16 protein-coding genes are annotated in these 15038 nt (G+C 39.5%); 13 read left to right on the forward strand and 3 right to left on the reverse strand.

The window, feature by feature from the left end:
* Positions 1–24 precede the first annotated feature (24 nt).
* From lpxD to L4C39_RS15350, 5 genes are all read left to right on the forward strand, one after another.
* Positions 25–1032 carry a UDP-3-O-(3-hydroxymyristoyl)glucosamine N-acyltransferase gene (lpxD, locus tag L4C39_RS15330; RefSeq protein WP_429746737.1) on the forward strand — a complete coding sequence of 336 codons (1008 nt, stop codon included), beginning with the start codon at positions 25–27 and terminating at the stop codon, positions 1030–1032.
* A 26-nt stretch (positions 1033–1058) separates the two neighbouring features.
* Positions 1059–1460, forward strand: coding sequence for a hypothetical protein (locus L4C39_RS15335; protein ID WP_136994968.1), 402 nt, complete (start codon positions 1059–1061; stop codon positions 1458–1460).
* 32 nt (positions 1461–1492) lie between these two features.
* Complete coding sequence (locus L4C39_RS15340) at positions 1493–1975, forward strand: glycosidase (RefSeq protein ID WP_017052438.1); 483 nt, start codon at positions 1493–1495, stop codon at positions 1973–1975.
* A 129-nt stretch (positions 1976–2104) separates the two neighbouring features.
* The gene (locus tag L4C39_RS15345; RefSeq protein ID WP_261890052.1) at positions 2105–3226 is read left to right on the forward strand and encodes an ABC transporter ATP-binding protein; all 1122 of its coding nucleotides are present in this window, start codon (positions 2105–2107) and stop codon (positions 3224–3226) included.
* A 128-nt stretch (positions 3227–3354) separates the two neighbouring features.
* Positions 3355–4098: a phosphatase PAP2 family protein gene (locus L4C39_RS15350; RefSeq protein ID WP_429746740.1), complete on the forward strand. Its 744-nt coding sequence runs from the start codon at positions 3355–3357 to the stop codon at positions 4096–4098.
* A 73-nt stretch (positions 4099–4171) separates the two neighbouring features.
* Here L4C39_RS15350 and L4C39_RS15355 read toward each other — a convergent pair whose 3' ends face one another.
* Entirely contained in the window at positions 4172–4696 is a 525-nt protein-coding gene (locus L4C39_RS15355) for a DUF3087 domain-containing protein (protein WP_261890050.1), read from the reverse strand.
* 449 nt (positions 4697–5145) lie between these two features.
* Between L4C39_RS15355 and L4C39_RS15360 the strand changes: the two genes are divergently transcribed.
* From L4C39_RS15360 to L4C39_RS15390, 7 genes are all read left to right on the forward strand, one after another.
* Complete coding sequence (locus L4C39_RS15360) at positions 5146–5766, forward strand: hypothetical protein (RefSeq protein WP_261890049.1); 621 nt, start codon at positions 5146–5148, stop codon at positions 5764–5766.
* A 62-nt stretch (positions 5767–5828) separates the two neighbouring features.
* Positions 5829–6848: a penicillin-binding protein activator LpoB gene (locus L4C39_RS15365; RefSeq protein ID WP_261890048.1), complete on the forward strand. Its 1020-nt coding sequence runs from the start codon at positions 5829–5831 to the stop codon at positions 6846–6848.
* Positions 6849–6860: 12 nt separating this feature from the next.
* A complete protein-coding gene (locus L4C39_RS15370) occupies positions 6861–8057 on the forward strand; it encodes a flagellar assembly protein T N-terminal domain-containing protein (protein WP_371729841.1) in 1197 nt (398 codons plus the stop codon).
* 70 nt (positions 8058–8127) lie between these two features.
* Positions 8128–8727, forward strand: coding sequence for an LPP20 family lipoprotein (locus L4C39_RS15375; protein ID WP_261890046.1), 600 nt, complete (start codon positions 8128–8130; stop codon positions 8725–8727).
* A 12-nt stretch (positions 8728–8739) separates the two neighbouring features.
* Positions 8740–9891, forward strand: coding sequence for a transglycosylase SLT domain-containing protein (locus L4C39_RS15380; protein WP_371729840.1), 1152 nt, complete (start codon positions 8740–8742; stop codon positions 9889–9891).
* Positions 9891–10841 carry an LPP20 family lipoprotein gene (locus L4C39_RS15385; RefSeq protein ID WP_371729839.1) on the forward strand — a complete coding sequence of 317 codons (951 nt, stop codon included), beginning with the start codon at positions 9891–9893 and terminating at the stop codon, positions 10839–10841. The genes L4C39_RS15380 and L4C39_RS15385 overlap by 1 nt, the downstream gene beginning before the upstream one ends.
* A 39-nt stretch (positions 10842–10880) precedes the next feature.
* Positions 10881–11648, forward strand: coding sequence for an ETEC_3214 domain-containing protein (locus L4C39_RS15390; protein WP_429746742.1), 768 nt, complete (start codon positions 10881–10883; stop codon positions 11646–11648).
* Positions 11649–11691: 43 nt separating this feature from the next.
* On the opposite strand, the gene L4C39_RS15395 is transcribed toward L4C39_RS15390, so the two are convergent.
* Positions 11692–12588 (reverse strand): permease, encoded by an 897-nt coding sequence (locus L4C39_RS15395; RefSeq protein ID WP_429746823.1) that lies wholly within the window; start codon positions 12586–12588, stop codon positions 11692–11694.
* 147 nt (positions 12589–12735) lie between these two features.
* Between L4C39_RS15395 and L4C39_RS15400 the strand changes: the two genes are divergently transcribed.
* Complete coding sequence (locus L4C39_RS15400; protein ID WP_113798580.1) at positions 12736–13029, forward strand: ArsR/SmtB family transcription factor; 294 nt, start codon at positions 12736–12738, stop codon at positions 13027–13029.
* A 26-nt stretch (positions 13030–13055) separates the two neighbouring features.
* Here L4C39_RS15400 and L4C39_RS15405 read toward each other — a convergent pair whose 3' ends face one another.
* A complete protein-coding gene (locus L4C39_RS15405) occupies positions 13056–14906 on the reverse strand; it encodes an SgrR family transcriptional regulator (RefSeq protein WP_429746744.1) in 1851 nt (616 codons plus the stop codon).
* Positions 14907–15038 lie beyond the last annotated feature (132 nt).

Here is a 15038-nt window from a genome sequence, read left to right on the forward strand (position 1 = left end):
TCAGACAATGGCAGACAAAATATTATGATAAACGTTTCAGAGATAGCTCAAATCGTTGGCGGTAACATTGAAGGCGACGAATCGATGGAAATTAATCGCATACGCCCCGTTCACAGTGATGAACAAGGTGGTCTTGCGATTGTTTTCTCGAAAAAAGATCTCAAAGCAATATCTGAAACCTCGGCTGATGTAGTCATTGGACCATCAAGTATTTTGTCTTGCCCTGCTAAAACAAAAATTGTCATCGACTCGGTGGATGCTGAAAAGCTAAACCACTTAATGCGATATTACAAAGCCAGTAAATATAAGCTATTTGATCAAGGTAACACATCTGAAAACCCTGATATTTACATTGGTAAATATTGCCAAATAGGCCAGGGTTGTCACTTCATGCCGGGTGTAAAAATAATGAATGGTGTCACCATTGGTCACAACGTCGCTATTCATGCCAATACCGTCATCAAGGAAGGAACCGTTATAGGAGATAATGTCACCATCGATTCCAATAATTCAATCGGCAATTACAGCTTCGAATATATGACAGGCAAAAAAAGCCGTTACGAACGTGTAGAAAGTGTTGGCAGAGTCATTATTGAAAGTGATGTCGAGATTGGCTGCAATAACACCATCGATAGAGGAACGCTTGGGGATACCATTATCGGACAAGGCACCAAAATTGATAACTTGGTTCAGATCGGCCACGACTGCCACATAGGAAAACACTGCTTACTGGTGTCTCAAACAGGATTTGCTGGGCATACAACTCTAGAAGATAACGTCATCGTTCATGGCCAAGCAGGAACCGCTGGGCATTTAACCATCGGCAAGAATTCTGTGATCAAAGCGAAATCAGGCGTCAGCCACTCGTTCCCAGCAAATAGTGACTTATTTGGTTATCCCGCGAAAGACGCAAGAGCCTATTACAAGAACTTAGCCGCTCTCAATAAATTAACCAAAAGTTCAAAATCGAATCAACAACCAAAAGAGATCGGAAAAGAGAGAAGCTTTTTCGCCAAGATCTTTAATTTTTAGCCATTTTATAAGTAGTGAAGAATCACATGGACGAACCCATCAATATCATTGAAGCTACCATCCGAGCTTGTAATAGCAAGATATATGTAGAACTTGGAAATCAATCTTGGTTGCATATTCCTGAGCATCAACAAGACAAGCTTAAAATGTATATTGATCAACCCGTTGAATTTGGTATTCGCCCCGACTTCATTACGCTTGCAAAACACAACGAGCAACTTAATACCATCCAAGGAAAAATAACAGAGCTTCACTGCAAAGATAATGTTCAGCATATTAGCTTTGAATTAGCCAACAGCCTCATCACTTCGAAAGTTCGAGGACGGATGGTTACCAATAAAAATATTGGTGAATATTTCAGATTCAATTTTGATACTTATTTCAGTCATATTTTCGATCTAGAAACACACTCCAATATCACTATATAAATATTAGTCAAAGAACAATAAGGAAATTAACGATGAAACACAAAATTCTGCTTGCCGCTATCTTGTCTACTGCATTAATGGGTTGTGCGAGTACATCAGAACCAGCCGCACCAAAGCAAGCTTTAGCCACAGGGCCTTTTGCCGACTGTAACCTCCCAACAGTAGAAGAACGTGGCCCAATTCGCCCTTCTCTATTCGTGGTTGGTACTTTCCCTGATGGGCAGTGGATGCATATGGATAATCGCCAAATGCAATACAAAGGCAACGGAATCTATCAAGTCGTCAGCGAAGAAACTGCGGGTAACGTTAGCCTTCAGTTTGCCACCATGAGCTGGAATCCTCAATTTACGGCAGATGGCAAAGCAATGACGGCTGGCTACGTAAAAGAACTCAAACGCGGTGGCTTTGCCAAAAACACAGTGGTCAATATTCCAGAAGATGGCAAATACCTGTGGAGTATCGAAGTGACCGAAGAGAAAAAACCAGTAAGAGCACTGATCAAAAAATGTAACTAATTTCAACCTGCGCTTCATTGCTTTTTCGAAGCGCAGTTGTTCATCCAAATAATGACTGTCCCACACGAGTCATTATCTGAATGGACAACAATTTAAATCTTCAGTTTTAACCCGTATACGGAGTATCAAATGGCAACAGTTAGCCTGCGTAAAGTAGAAAAAGAGTATGACAATGGTTTTAAAGCCGTACACGGTATCGATCTCGACATACAAGAGGGTGAATTCATGGTTTTTGTTGGGCCATCAGGCTGTGCAAAATCCACCACTTTACGAATGATCGCTGGGTTAGAAAGCATTTCAGGTGGTGAAATCCAAATTGGAGACAAGGTGGTTAACGATCTTCCTCCAAAGGATCGCGGCATTGCCATGGTGTTTCAAAACTACGCGTTGTATCCCCATAAAACCGTTTTTGACAATATGGCTTTTGGGTTAAAAATGCAGAAAAAATCCAAAGAAGAGATCAAGCAACGTGTTGAAGAAGCGGCAGAAAAACTTGAAATAACGGATTTACTCGACCGTAAACCAAAGGAAATGTCTGGCGGACAAAGACAGCGCGTTGCTGTAGGCCGAGCTATCGTTCGCAAACCTGACGTATTTCTATTTGATGAACCGTTATCAAATTTAGATGCCAAACTACGTGTATCCATGCGTGTAAAAATCGCTCAGCTTCATCAATCACTAAAAGAAGAAGGTAACCCTGCCACCATGGTGTATGTCACACACGATCAAACCGAAGCGCTAACGCTGGGCGATCGGATCTGTGTACTGAACCAAGGTAAAATCATGCAAGTTGATACTCCAGCGAACCTATACAACTACCCAGCAAATAAATTTGTGGCAGGCTTTATAGGGTCGCCATCGATGAATTTAGTCAATACTGTACTGAGAAAGGAAAGGGATAATATCTATGTTGAGCTAGTTGATGGCGCTCGAATTATGATCCCGACCGACAAGCAAGAAAAGCTGACCCACTATATTGATAAACCGGTTTGTCTTGGGATCCGACCTGAGCATATTAGCCTAGCGCAAGACGACGAATTCATTAATGTCCATCCTGGAAAGCTCACTGTAGTAGAGAATCTAGGGAATGAGAAATATCTTCACTTCCGCATTGGCGATAATGAAATTGTCGCAAGGGTTAACGATCAACATATCACCACCTCTTATATTGGCAACGAGATAAGATTCAATTTTGATTCCGCCTTCTGCCATGTGTTTGATGCCGAAACAGAGCAAAACCTAACTTTATAGTCAGTGGACGATGAGTCTTGAACAATCAAGACTCATCTTACCCTTCAACTAAAAACTGACACTGCGTTGATGCTTTTTCCACATTCAGTCACGTATGCTTATGCAAATTTTTTAAACAATGAATTACTGTGACTCATTTCATTCAAACCAAACGCTCCGGCTGTATCGCACTCGCCATATACATGTTACTGGTCATTGCTATGGTATCCAGTATTCCGAGCATCGACCTCGCCTCAACAGTTAGCGATTCCACTGGATCTCTACTTCAGTGGTTGACTGATTCCGCAGGGAGCCACGGTTTCCTATTTTCTACCATCGCACTATGCCTCATACCAATCTATCTAAAACTTCCTAAGTCCACGATGCTTAAGCTTGGTGCACAACTTGGCATTTTGTTGGTGCTGAGTTTTGGGGCAAAAACCTTACTTAAACAGGTCACCGCAGTTCCAAGACCTTATGCCAACTTTCTGCAACATATCGATGCGGTAAAGAGTGCGGAAACGTTTTATCAATTAGACGTTGAGAGTAAAAATGCAGTCATTGAATCGGTCTCAAACACGGTGAGCCCTTGGAGAACCAGTCATTGGCTCGGGGAAATGGATTACTCATTCCCTTCCGGACACACGATTTTTGTATCGGTCTGTATTCTGTTTTTTGGAGGGATTCTTATTCAACATAAGCGTTATATGTTATTTAGCATCATTCTTACTTGGGGGATTGGTGTTGCGTACAGCCGGCTTTGGTTAGGAATGCATAGGCCAATCGATCTTGTTGGCTCTATGGCATGTGCACACATTTTATACTGTCTAATTCCGGAGCAGTGGATACAAAACAAGGTCCATCAAGTCCTGAAAGTGACTAAGCAGAAATGACAAATATAAAAGATTAATTAGTCGGATAAATAAAAAAGAGCCAGCACCTCGCTAGCTCTTGTTACCTTCAAATCTAAAACTGTTCTAACAGCTTCAAATCAAAATCTTCCAGTGATATATCAAGATTCCACATCTTTATTTTATCTTGGATTTCATCCAGCTGTTTTTGCACTGTCGACATCGTCAGAGTGTTGTTATCCAACCAAAACACCTGTTTTTGAGTGGTGTAATAGAAGTTAAGAATGATCAAAGCGGTCACGTTCTGTTCTTCCGACGCGGGCTTAATCTTACGCACTTTGCGATAAATTTTGTTGTGTATCTGCTTCAATTGCCAGACATAAAATATTTCGGTCAAAAAAGAGTGTGTTTTGAAGTGATTCATTATTGAAGCTGAGACCACCGCAGATAAAATCACACCCATTAAATTCAGGTGAAAATTCCCTGTCGACTCCGATGAACTGACTGGTTCTGTTCCAAATAGTTGAATTAAAATCGCGCCAAATACCAAGGCTAAAATCGCAAGACACGCGACAAATGAGATGATGACTATATTAGAACGCTTACGATACGTAACTTTATCGATTTCTATTATTTTCATTATGTTACCGAATCCCCTTTAATGAATAGATGCCTACACAGAAATTATTATTTTACGCAGGTTTCATGGACTGAGGGTAAGAACTTACCATTTGGTTCACTATTTCTCGACCGCATAATAGAAATATTCACGTACAAACATCGTTAAAAATCACCGAAATAGGAGATTGTAATAAGCTTCCCCCTCTCCGATAAATAGAACGACACACCATATATAAGTGTCATTGATCAAAAAATTATCATTACATTAATTATGATTACTGCTCATTCCTCCTATCCGATAATTAAAACGACTAAACTAACCTATCAATATCACACTTCTTGCAATCACCCTTTTGCATTAAAACTGTTTCATTGCATATAGTCTAACATTTCGCTTAACATCAGTTCAGCACGTATCAAACAAGTGTCTATTCAATATAATAATTCAAAGTTAAGTAAGTGGTATTTATGAAAAAAACAATTATAGCTTCACTACTATCAACGTTAATGTTATCTGGCTGTATCAGTACTGGCGGCGAAAGCGCTGATGAACCTCTATCATATGACGCATTAAGAGAAACAGGCAGCGAACTAGCAATCAGTTCTGACGATAGCCATTACGAGCCATCAACTGTGGTTGAAGTTGAAACCGTCCGTTTAGCCGTTAACACTGCATTTCTAGCCGCTAAACCAGCATATGAAAGATATACCGAAGAATTAATTGCAACCCCAGCTTTAGGTAATTTTTTCGCGGCAACGGAAGCTGCATCAACAGACGAAGAGAAGAAAGCTATTTACGATGCGTTATCGCCAAAAAATAAAGCGACTGTCGATAAATTCTTAGCATCTTCTATGTTTAGCGAAATCATGAGCGGCCTAGGTGATGCTGCTAAGCCTGCACTTAAAAGTGTCGCAATGATGACAACGATTAATGCAAGTGATGCATTACAAAACGTTGGTTTCCTTAACCTTATCAATGAAAAAGATAAATTTTCTCATACAACAGATCAGGTCCTTTATTTAAATGACAGCGTAATATCTGCATACAACAATTACAAAGTTGTATCTTCATTTAATACTGCAAAATAAATAAAGAATAAACTAGCCGATATAGATAAAAATCTATATCGGCTTCTTTGGATGAGCCAATAATGAAAAAACCTCTAATCTGCCTATCTGTATTAACACTACTTGTTGGTTGTCAAACCACGGGTATAGCAATCAATTCAGAAGCTGACAATAGCGCGAATACCCTAATACATAGAGTGAACAAAGAAGCTCTTTACGAAAGTGAAAACATCGAATTACCAAACAATTATGATGTAAAAGCTTTCAATAAAATGCGAATCGCAGCCTATGTTGATCAAATTGAATTTGAAGAAGGCTCTCAAAAAACCACCTTAAAAACAGACATCGTTTCAAAGCTGTTAGAAAACGAGTTAGCTCGAACAAAACGTTATGAGGTTCTCACAAGAAACTGTACATCATGTGATTATGAATTGGCGTATCAAATCGAAAATACTGTTAATGACGGCGCTATTCAAATTGGTGAGCAAAAGAACCCTAATTATATATTTGAAACCTCAATCGCTTTAGGGAGCGTTATAAAGAAAAAATCAGACCATAGCGAAATTATCTTCAGAAGTTTAATCACAACGAAGGTCGTAAACCCGACCACTGGCCAAATTGTTCATTCTTTCGAACCTATTCGCCACAATATGCCGGCTAAGAACTTCTGGGCAATTGAAGATGAGTTTATCGGCGGTTTTGATTATCGCGATTCCAATGAATTGCAAGAAGCCTATAAAGAAGCCGCTCAGAAAGGCATTCAAGTTCTCGTTAACCGCACAATGAATTATTACCCAGTAGGTGGGCGAGTAACGAATTTTCGAAATGGCCGTTTTGCTATCAATTCAGGTATTGAACAGGGATTCGCAATCAAGCAACCCGTTGTACTTTTCTTAAGTGATGATGGACTTGATATTCCTATCGCCTCTGGAGAAGTCACGCCAAAAGGCACGTCAGGATCTGGAATCATGTTTACCTGGAAAGAAGATGACATTGATGCCCAGCAGGTGAAGAAAAAAATACAAGCATTAGGTAAGGAATACCTTAAGCGAACCAAAATCTATGCTGTATCGGTCGGTACGCCTGAGAATTGGGCTTTTTAAAGGATAAATCAAATGCTTAGCAAGAAGTGGTTTACATTTTTTTCGGCTCTGATCATTAGCTATAGTTCTCAACTCTACGCAGACCCAATGGATGACGTATTTGAACTCATCGAATATAAAAGTGGTACTCGTGTAGGGTATGACTCTGCACATGGCTACTACATTGTTTCTTTAGCTAAGTCGACAAACAGAAACCAAGAAAAAGCTCATAAAGCAGCTCTAAAGCTCTCTTTAGATGATATTAATCATTTACTCAATCAAATCACTATCGCAAACAAGGAATCATCGCGGTTTAACGGTTTGTCACTTTCTAAAACCCCAGGTAACGATAAATTTAACAGAAAAGAATTCACTCAAGCAGCCGTCTCTACATTGCGATCTAATCCATCGTCATACGAAGAGATTAAATCAGGTAAGTATGATGACTCGTATTTTGTGTCATTAATTATTAGTGAGAAAACCGTTGCTGGTACTAATTGGGATAACCCAAAGGAATTAATGGACGCTTCCGACTTTGATTTCGAAGTTGAAAGTGTTGAATCGAAAGGAACAGCGCCATTAATCAACAGTGAAAACTCTGCAAGACAAATAGCACTTTTAGACGCTTTCACTAATGCGGTTCAACAAAGCAAAGGGTTTGAAATTGCCAGCCAGAAAGACTCGAATGGTAATATCGTATCTACCGCAATGACGCCTAAAATAGCTGGTTATATCAGCAGTTATGAGCTCCTAGATGAAGACATCGAGAAAGGTGTTTATTACGTAATCATTGATGCCTACGTCGACAGTGAAAAAGTTGCCAATGATGTTAGCTTTTATTCCGGATTAATGAAGAACCCTATCTTTAATATTCGTACCAGTGATTCAAATGATTCCTCGTGGATAACCGATCAGCTAGAGACATTAGGTTTTTCATTAAATAATGGTAAGACAGCCCCGACCCATACATTCAATTTGAAGAAAAGACAGAATGAAGTTGAGAATCATAAGGGCAAAATAGGTTACGAAACTGAATTAACACTGCAATTTACTGATCAAAAAACGGGGAATATTTTATTCACCATAAGAAATACACCAAAGAAAACCCGAGTATTCACCGATTCAAAGTCTCGATCTAAGCACCTTTCTCAAGTTCAAGCTCAAAAAGCACTTGAGGGAAAATTAGCTAAAGAAATAATCCAAGCTTTATCCAAACAAATTAAAGCTTAAATACATCATTTAACCCATCAAAGTAAAGAATCTCTAAACGTCTTTATGATCATATTTATAGGTAAGAAAAATGAAAAAAGTACTAGCACTATCCGCCTTAACAGTTGCTCTTGTTGGGTGCCAATCAACTCAAACAGCTCAGCAACCAGCGCCAGAACCCGTTGCTGATTGTTACTACTACGGCAATCCAGATATTGCAGCTCCAAGCTGGATTTGTTCACCAAACGCTAATCAAGAAGAGTACATCAGAGAAGCGGTTGGTTTCAGTGGCGATACAGCCGGCGGTATTGCTCACCAAAAAAACTTAGCCATATTACAAGCTCAAAAAGAACTTGCTGATCAAGTTAAATTAGAAATTTTGACTCAAGTAAAAAGCAAAGTTGGAACGCTAGGTGTTGGTGGTTCTGCTGGTGCCACATCTGCCACCTCAGCTGAAAAAAATGCCATTTCTAACGTGGTACTTGAAGGCGTAGAAACGATTAAATCATTTAGAGGCAAAGATGGATATTTTTATGTTCATGTAGGGCTACCTCGCAATGTATTCCAACAGAATGTTGAACGAGTGATTGCAGCCGTTGAAGAGAGTTCTCCGGAAACGATTCCAGAATCAGCTCAAAAGAAGAATGCTGATTTAGCAGAACAAATTACTCAAGCACTCGGTGATATTTAAGGAGTAACAACTATGGCTATTCTTGTTCGTTCAGTAATTTGTGCTCTTGGCTTGGCATCAAGCATAGCCATGGTTCATGCTTCAGAGTCATCCTCTGAAAGTTTTGGGGCGCTAAAAAACAAATTAAACGCCTCCTTTAATCAAGATAAAACGGTAGTTCTTGATGAATTTGCAGCATCAAAAAAAGCTTATAAACAAAGCTTTGATAAAGCGAAAGAAAAACTAGGTTTGATTTGGGACAAACCAGAGCTGTCCAATAAAACAACATGGGTGCAGTACTCAAAAAATGATGCGGTAAAAAGAACGGTAAATTTTGAATCTGGAGAAGTTGTAGTTGAAGTAATAAGTTCAGATCAGTCGTCTGACGACGTAAAAAAAGTGGTTGACGAACAAATCAAAGAACTAAAAAATGAAACGACGCTACAGGCTTACTCAAAAGACAAAGTTCTTTCTGAAATGAAAGCCAAACCAAGCAAACTTGAATCCAATCAAAAAGTCATCCCTGAAGTCGACAGTGATAAATTGCAGAAAACAGCCAAAACATCTGAATACACTCAAAGTAATGGCACAAAAGTTACTCGAGTAACCATGTCACTTCCAAGTAACAAAATCGCTCAACGTGCACTGATTTACCTTGAAGATGTTAATAAAATGGCGGCCAAATGGGATGTACAACCGGAATTAATTTTAGCGATTATCCATACGGAAAGTCACTTTAATCCAATGGCACAATCTCACATCCCAGCATATGGATTGATGCAAGTCGTTCCAACTTCTGCAGGTAAAGATGTAACTAAACTATTGCTTGGTAAAGAGCGTTTACTCACTGCCGATATTTTGTTTGACCCTAAGTATAATATCAATATCGGGACCGCCTATCTTAATGTTCTTTTTACTCGCTATCTAACTAATGTGAAAGACCAAGATATAAAAACATACCTCGCGATCTCTTCATATAATGGTGGCGTGGGAGCTGTAGCAAAACATATCTCAGGAAAGGGCTCTCTTTCAGCTTTAGCAAAAGAAGCCAATACCTTAGACCCAGATACCGTATATAAATCTTTATCGACAACATTCCCGTATAAAGAAACTCGTAACTATCTGAAAAAAGTGAACAACAAAAAAATCTATTACTCTAAATTACTTAAAACGAGCAAGATTTAATGAAAAAATTATTGCTGACTCTAAGTCTAATCCCTCAGATTGCTTTTGCTGTTCCGAGTTGGGTAAATAATCCGCCGACAGAACCTGAAGCAATCACAGGGACAGGTATGGGTGAAAGTATTGAAGCGGCCAAAAAAGATGCCATGCGCCAGATTGCAAGCACCTTATCTTCGACCGTTACGTCAAGTGTGAGCCATTCGATATCCACAAAGAACTCTCAGAGCCAAATATCGAGTAGTTCATATGCGAATTACATCTCAAAATCTATTTTGATTCCTGAGATTAGCTGGATCAAACAAGGCAGTGACAATGACATATTCTATGTGCTAGGTGTCGTCAAGAAGTCCGATATCATCGAGAAGTATGACAATCATCTAACAACTAAGATGAAAAATTATAGAAATTTACTCATAAAAAATGAGCTGGATCTTAACGAGTTTCTAGAAATTTCCCAAGGACAAGAATTTAAAACGACACTTTTACAGGCAGAAACTATCTCTCAATATTCAGATAAACTCAATACGTATTACAATGAGCTACTGACATTGATTGACAAAAAAAATGACTTCAAGAATTCACACTGCTTCAATATAAAAAATAGCCCTAACTCTGGCTATGAAAAGAAAATATTAACCCCTGCGATTGCCGAGGAAATGTCTAAAAGTGGCTTATCTGTTCGGAGCGATAGTCAGTGTGAAACGATTTCATTTGAATCATCGACTGTATCAGGTAAGAAAAATGGCAAGCGGCAAGCTATCATCACATTTAATCTTCATATAGGTTCGCCTTCACTCGCAAATAGAAAGTTTAAGTTAATTGGACAAAGTAATAAAACGAAGAAACAAGCAATGTTTAACGCGATTAATAAGTTCAATCTTTACTTCGATAATAAGAATGACTTACTAGACACTTTGATTAGTGAAGATGATCGTGAAGTGCTTATTAAGTAATATATCAACATTGATACGAATAAGGATATTAAAAAAACCATGAGTGATGCAGTTGAGAACGAAGAGCAAACAGTTGAAATCAGTGGCTTTGAATTTTCATGGAAAGTGTTTATTCCATGGATCTCTTTGGTAGCCATTGCTCTAGGGCAGATCAATGACACTTGGGATGGTGTACTAAAGATATGGGAGTTTGGCCAATCGACTATGTCGGATGAACCTTCAAAAAACCGACTCAATAAAATATACATCAATGCTGATAGTGGCATCTTAGAAGAAACTCTAGGCTCTCCGGTATACACTAAACAATTACAAAATGGCGATATTGTTACTTACTATAAAGATCGTAACTTTATCCTTTCAGCCATTAGTAAGGATAATATAATTGCCGCATTCCTTGTATTTCCTCAAGAGGGGTTCACGCCAAATACCTCTGAGCACGCAGGCGGGCCTAACTATATTGGCATGCCGTTTGATAAATCAACTGAGTTCGTTGATTCCTATTTAAATGTTGCTCGAATTGGTAGTTACTATATTGAAGAAATATCCGGTGGAAAATTTGATTTGCTCTACTCTTCTGTTGGTGGTGTCAGTGAGTATTTAGGGCAATTTTCGCCAAAACAATCTGAAACGTTAACTGAACTAAATAGTCAGATGTTACTTGGTGAGGATTACCAAGAAACACTAAAAACGTTAAGACATCAATTCACTCCCAACTTTTTTGGATACAGTTCAATTGGTACTGAAGAGTTAGAGCAAGCGATTTTAACTTATTTGGAGTATGAGCTTCTTACAAATAAAATCGGTTAAAAGTAAGGGGGGTATTGAAGAATACTCCCCCTTATTCTTTCAATTAGAACAAATAGCTATACAAGAATCCTGCACCTATCGCCATACTTAAAATCACCGTTAAGAAAGCTATGATCATCGGGTTTTTAAAGATTGATTTCAGCAAAATCACTTCCGTCAAACTGGCTCCTGCGCTACCAATAATTAATGCCATTACAGCTCCTAATCCCATGCCTTTGGCCGCTAATGCCGCACTCAGTGGAATCACCGCTTCTGCACGGATATACAGAGGAATACCAATCACAGCGGCAACTGGAATCGCAAATGGGTTACCATCGTTAGCGATGCGAGCCACAAACTCCGTAGGCATGAATCCGTAGATCATCGAACCTAACGCAATACCACCAATTAGATAAGGCAAAACCTTTTTAAAATCAGACCATGTCGTATTCCATATTCTTACCCATTTATTTACTGGTGCTTTCTTTCCACTACACCTTGAGCCACAACCTTTTGATTCCGGCGTAATGTAAGCTTCTTCTTTTACGTATTTTTCAAAACCTAATTTTTCTAAACCATAGCCAGCAACAACAGATACACCCATGGCAATAGTGAAATAGAATACCGTCACTTTAATTCCGAAGGTTACGGCAAATAAGCCAATAATGATCGGGTTAAGGAGTGGGCTGGCAAACAAAAAGACCATCATCGTACCAAACCCGGCTTTCGCTCTTAATAATCCTTTAAGGAAAGGAATGGTAGAGCAAGAGCAAAATGGGGTAATCGCACCTAAAAACCCTGCAACAATATAGCCTTTACCTTTTTTACCACTCAAAATACTTTGGATTTTTTCTGGTGGAATGTACTCCTGCAGTACACCAACGATATAACTGATCGCTAAAAACAGTACCGTGAGTTCTACCGCAAGAAACGCAAACATATTAAGCGTTTCCATGAGCATTTCGGTCGTGAAGTAAGTTGAATCAAACATAATTTAAATCTCTACATTTCTGGAATAATCGAAATATAATCCAATAAAGTAGCGTGATCAAGTTATTTCTAGTAATATCGAAATATAAATTCAATACCAACTATAAGAAGCACTCATATGAGCATTGAGATAATCGCTAAAGCATTGAAAGAACTTGGCCACCCAACACGGTTAAGCATCTACAAAAGTATGGTTCGCGCTGGGTATCAAGGAATTGCGGTTGGAAGTTTGCAGGAATCTTTAGATATCCCGGGATCGACTTTGTCTCACCATATCTCAAGCCTAGCTTCTGCCGGATTGATCTCTCAACGACGTGAAGGAAGAACCCTATACTGCGTCGCTGAATTTGAGCAACTACAATCAGTCATTGCCTTCCTACAGGATGAATGTTGCATTGATGAAGAGTGTTAATACTCTTCATCATTAGCACTCGCAAGCTAGTCTACCGACCAAACATCACGGATAGCTGGCCAGCCCCAGTTCGTCAGGGCCACATTCTTCAGTACGCCTTTAAACCTTAAGGTCTGTCGGTGATGGAACATCGGTAATAGGACATACTCAGAAATAATAGAAGTGGAGATTGACTCTAACTGTTCAAGGTACTCTTCTAAAGGTGTATCCGCTCGAAGACGTGAAAGCTCTTCCACCAGCCATTGGCTATGGTGGTGACCAAGACAATGATGCAACACCGTATTACTTAACAGGCCAATATAAGCTGAAGAGTGACGATTATCATCGAGATTAATATTGGTCAAAACCATCTCTTCAACTAACTTTTTATCTATCGCCTTTTGGGAAAGTTCTCGATAAGAGTATATATTGACGACTACGTTAACCCCGATTTTATTTAAGATGGCAACAATGGCATCGGCACTGTATTCAAGAGCCGTATGTTGATAAACCGCTATCGATAATGAATGCGGCAATGCTGTCGGCATCGAATCAGGCCGGCGAATATGGCTCCATTCAGGTAACAGATTTTGTGCGATTTCAGCACCAAATTGATGCGATGCTTGGTTCAATTCTTCCCATAGTTTTTCAGGATGAAGTAACGTGGACAGATATCGTTGCTGCTCTAATGAGAGCGCTCCAGAGGTCGCTTGATTAAATAGCAGATACAAGCAACCATCTTCTACTCGACTCTGCTGGTTATCTGCTTCCCCCTCTTTTTGCTCATTAGACATAGTGGCGATCCCTTGAGCATTATCTAATGTGGGACTCGCCTGTTGTATATCTTCTGTTTGAGAAACGTAATGTTCACAAGAGCCTGATGACTGAGCGACACTTTCCCCCAAAGCTTCTGTATTTAGAGCGTTTTTGTCTAAGTTTGAGTCCGTTAAGTTTAATCCCGCTAATTTTTCATCCAAATGCCAAATCGTCACCTGATCAGTCAATGCTCGGCAACCGTAAAATCGCTCAAAAGCTTTAAGCGTGATCTTCTCTTCACTATGCTCGACAACCTCAAAAGGACCACTCCCTACCACTTTTTCTATCGACGACTCAAATAACTGGCTTGGTGGCTGAATTGAATATTTCACGTCCGCTAAAAGCCCAGCAAAACCAAAATCCGGTTGAGAGAGCTGAAAAACAATACAATGTGGTTGAGGGGCAACAATGTCGATAACATGCTGCAATTCTGCTTGATTTTCATGTTTTTGTGTCAATCTGGCGAACATGGTGACCACCGTATTGGCGTCGATCGGTTGGTCATTATGGAAAGTCAAACTTGGTCTTAAGTAAAAGGTCCAAGTCAATCGCTCAGGGTCATATTCCCAATGATGCGCCAGTTCAGGACATACCTTTCCTGAAGGGTTACAACTCACCAAACCGCTATAAAGTTGGCGAAGCAGAAAACGCTCACTATTTCGATGTAAAAGGTGAGGTACTAAACGCTCAAATCGGCGTTTATAAGTTAACTGTATATGCAAGCGACCTTCACGGATCGATGCCCCAGAGGTGGTATGCAGTAACTGTTTAAATCTCGCTTGATCATGATCCAGTATCGACAGCGCTTTTTCGTATTGCCCAGAATGAATTCGCTCTGTTGCCAATCTTGCTTTCAAGCGATCAACGCTTAAATTAAGTAATAGTGTCGATCTTTGGTTTCGTCCCGCTTTCGGCAACCAAGTTAGCCATCCACAATCTTGCATTTGACCAAGTAACGTCCGCGCATGTCTTGGGCTGGTAATAAAGCTTTCCGCCACTTCGCTAAGTGGGATCTTAAGCTCCTGCTCTACCCCCAAACCCGCTAAGCGTGAATAGTATCTTAGTAAATTTAAATCAGACATTTCATGAACCCCTAAGGAAAATAACTTCCCTATTTAACTGAGATATAGATAAAACATACCTTACCCAACGGTTTTATAACTTAAACCAGATATAAAACCCAATATAAGGAACAAATAAATTAAACACCATCT

Origin of the sequence: Vibrio clamense (assembly GCF_050337905.1) — a bacterium.
GTDB lineage: Bacteria > Pseudomonadota > Gammaproteobacteria > Enterobacterales > Vibrionaceae > Vibrio > Vibrio cortegadensis.

What these genes read in the sequence shown, in the direction of transcription:
- L4C39_RS15360 (WP_261890049.1), top strand. Translation starts at nt 5,146, where the DNA reads ATGAAAAAAACAATTATAGCTTCACTACTATCAACGTTAATGTTATCT.
- L4C39_RS15345 (WP_261890052.1), top strand. Translation starts at nt 2,105, where the DNA reads ATGGCAACAGTTAGCCTGCGTAAAGTAGAAAAAGAGTATGACAATGGT.
- L4C39_RS15370 (WP_371729841.1), top strand. Translation starts at nt 6,861, where the DNA reads ATGCTTAGCAAGAAGTGGTTTACATTTTTTTCGGCTCTGATCATTAGC.
- L4C39_RS15405 (WP_429746744.1), bottom strand. Translation starts at nt 14,906, where the DNA reads ATGTCTGATTTAAATTTACTAAGATACTATTCACGCTTAGCGGGTTTG.
- L4C39_RS15390 (WP_429746742.1), top strand. Translation starts at nt 10,881, where the DNA reads ATGAGTGATGCAGTTGAGAACGAAGAGCAAACAGTTGAAATCAGTGGC.
- lpxD (WP_429746737.1), top strand. Translation starts at nt 25, where the DNA reads ATGATAAACGTTTCAGAGATAGCTCAAATCGTTGGCGGTAACATTGAA.
- L4C39_RS15375 (WP_261890046.1), top strand. Translation starts at nt 8,128, where the DNA reads ATGAAAAAAGTACTAGCACTATCCGCCTTAACAGTTGCTCTTGTTGGG.
- L4C39_RS15355 (WP_261890050.1), bottom strand. Translation starts at nt 4,696, where the DNA reads ATGAAAATAATAGAAATCGATAAAGTTACGTATCGTAAGCGTTCTAAT.
- L4C39_RS15335 (WP_136994968.1), top strand. Translation starts at nt 1,059, where the DNA reads ATGGACGAACCCATCAATATCATTGAAGCTACCATCCGAGCTTGTAAT.
- L4C39_RS15340 (WP_017052438.1), top strand. Translation starts at nt 1,493, where the DNA reads ATGAAACACAAAATTCTGCTTGCCGCTATCTTGTCTACTGCATTAATG.
- L4C39_RS15395 (WP_429746823.1), bottom strand. Translation starts at nt 12,588, where the DNA reads ATGCTCATGGAAACGCTTAATATGTTTGCGTTTCTTGCGGTAGAACTC.
- L4C39_RS15380 (WP_371729840.1), top strand. Translation starts at nt 8,740, where the DNA reads ATGGCTATTCTTGTTCGTTCAGTAATTTGTGCTCTTGGCTTGGCATCA.
- L4C39_RS15400 (WP_113798580.1), top strand. Translation starts at nt 12,736, where the DNA reads ATGAGCATTGAGATAATCGCTAAAGCATTGAAAGAACTTGGCCACCCA.
- L4C39_RS15385 (WP_371729839.1), top strand. Translation starts at nt 9,891, where the DNA reads ATGAAAAAATTATTGCTGACTCTAAGTCTAATCCCTCAGATTGCTTTT.
- L4C39_RS15365 (WP_261890048.1), top strand. Translation starts at nt 5,829, where the DNA reads ATGAAAAAACCTCTAATCTGCCTATCTGTATTAACACTACTTGTTGGT.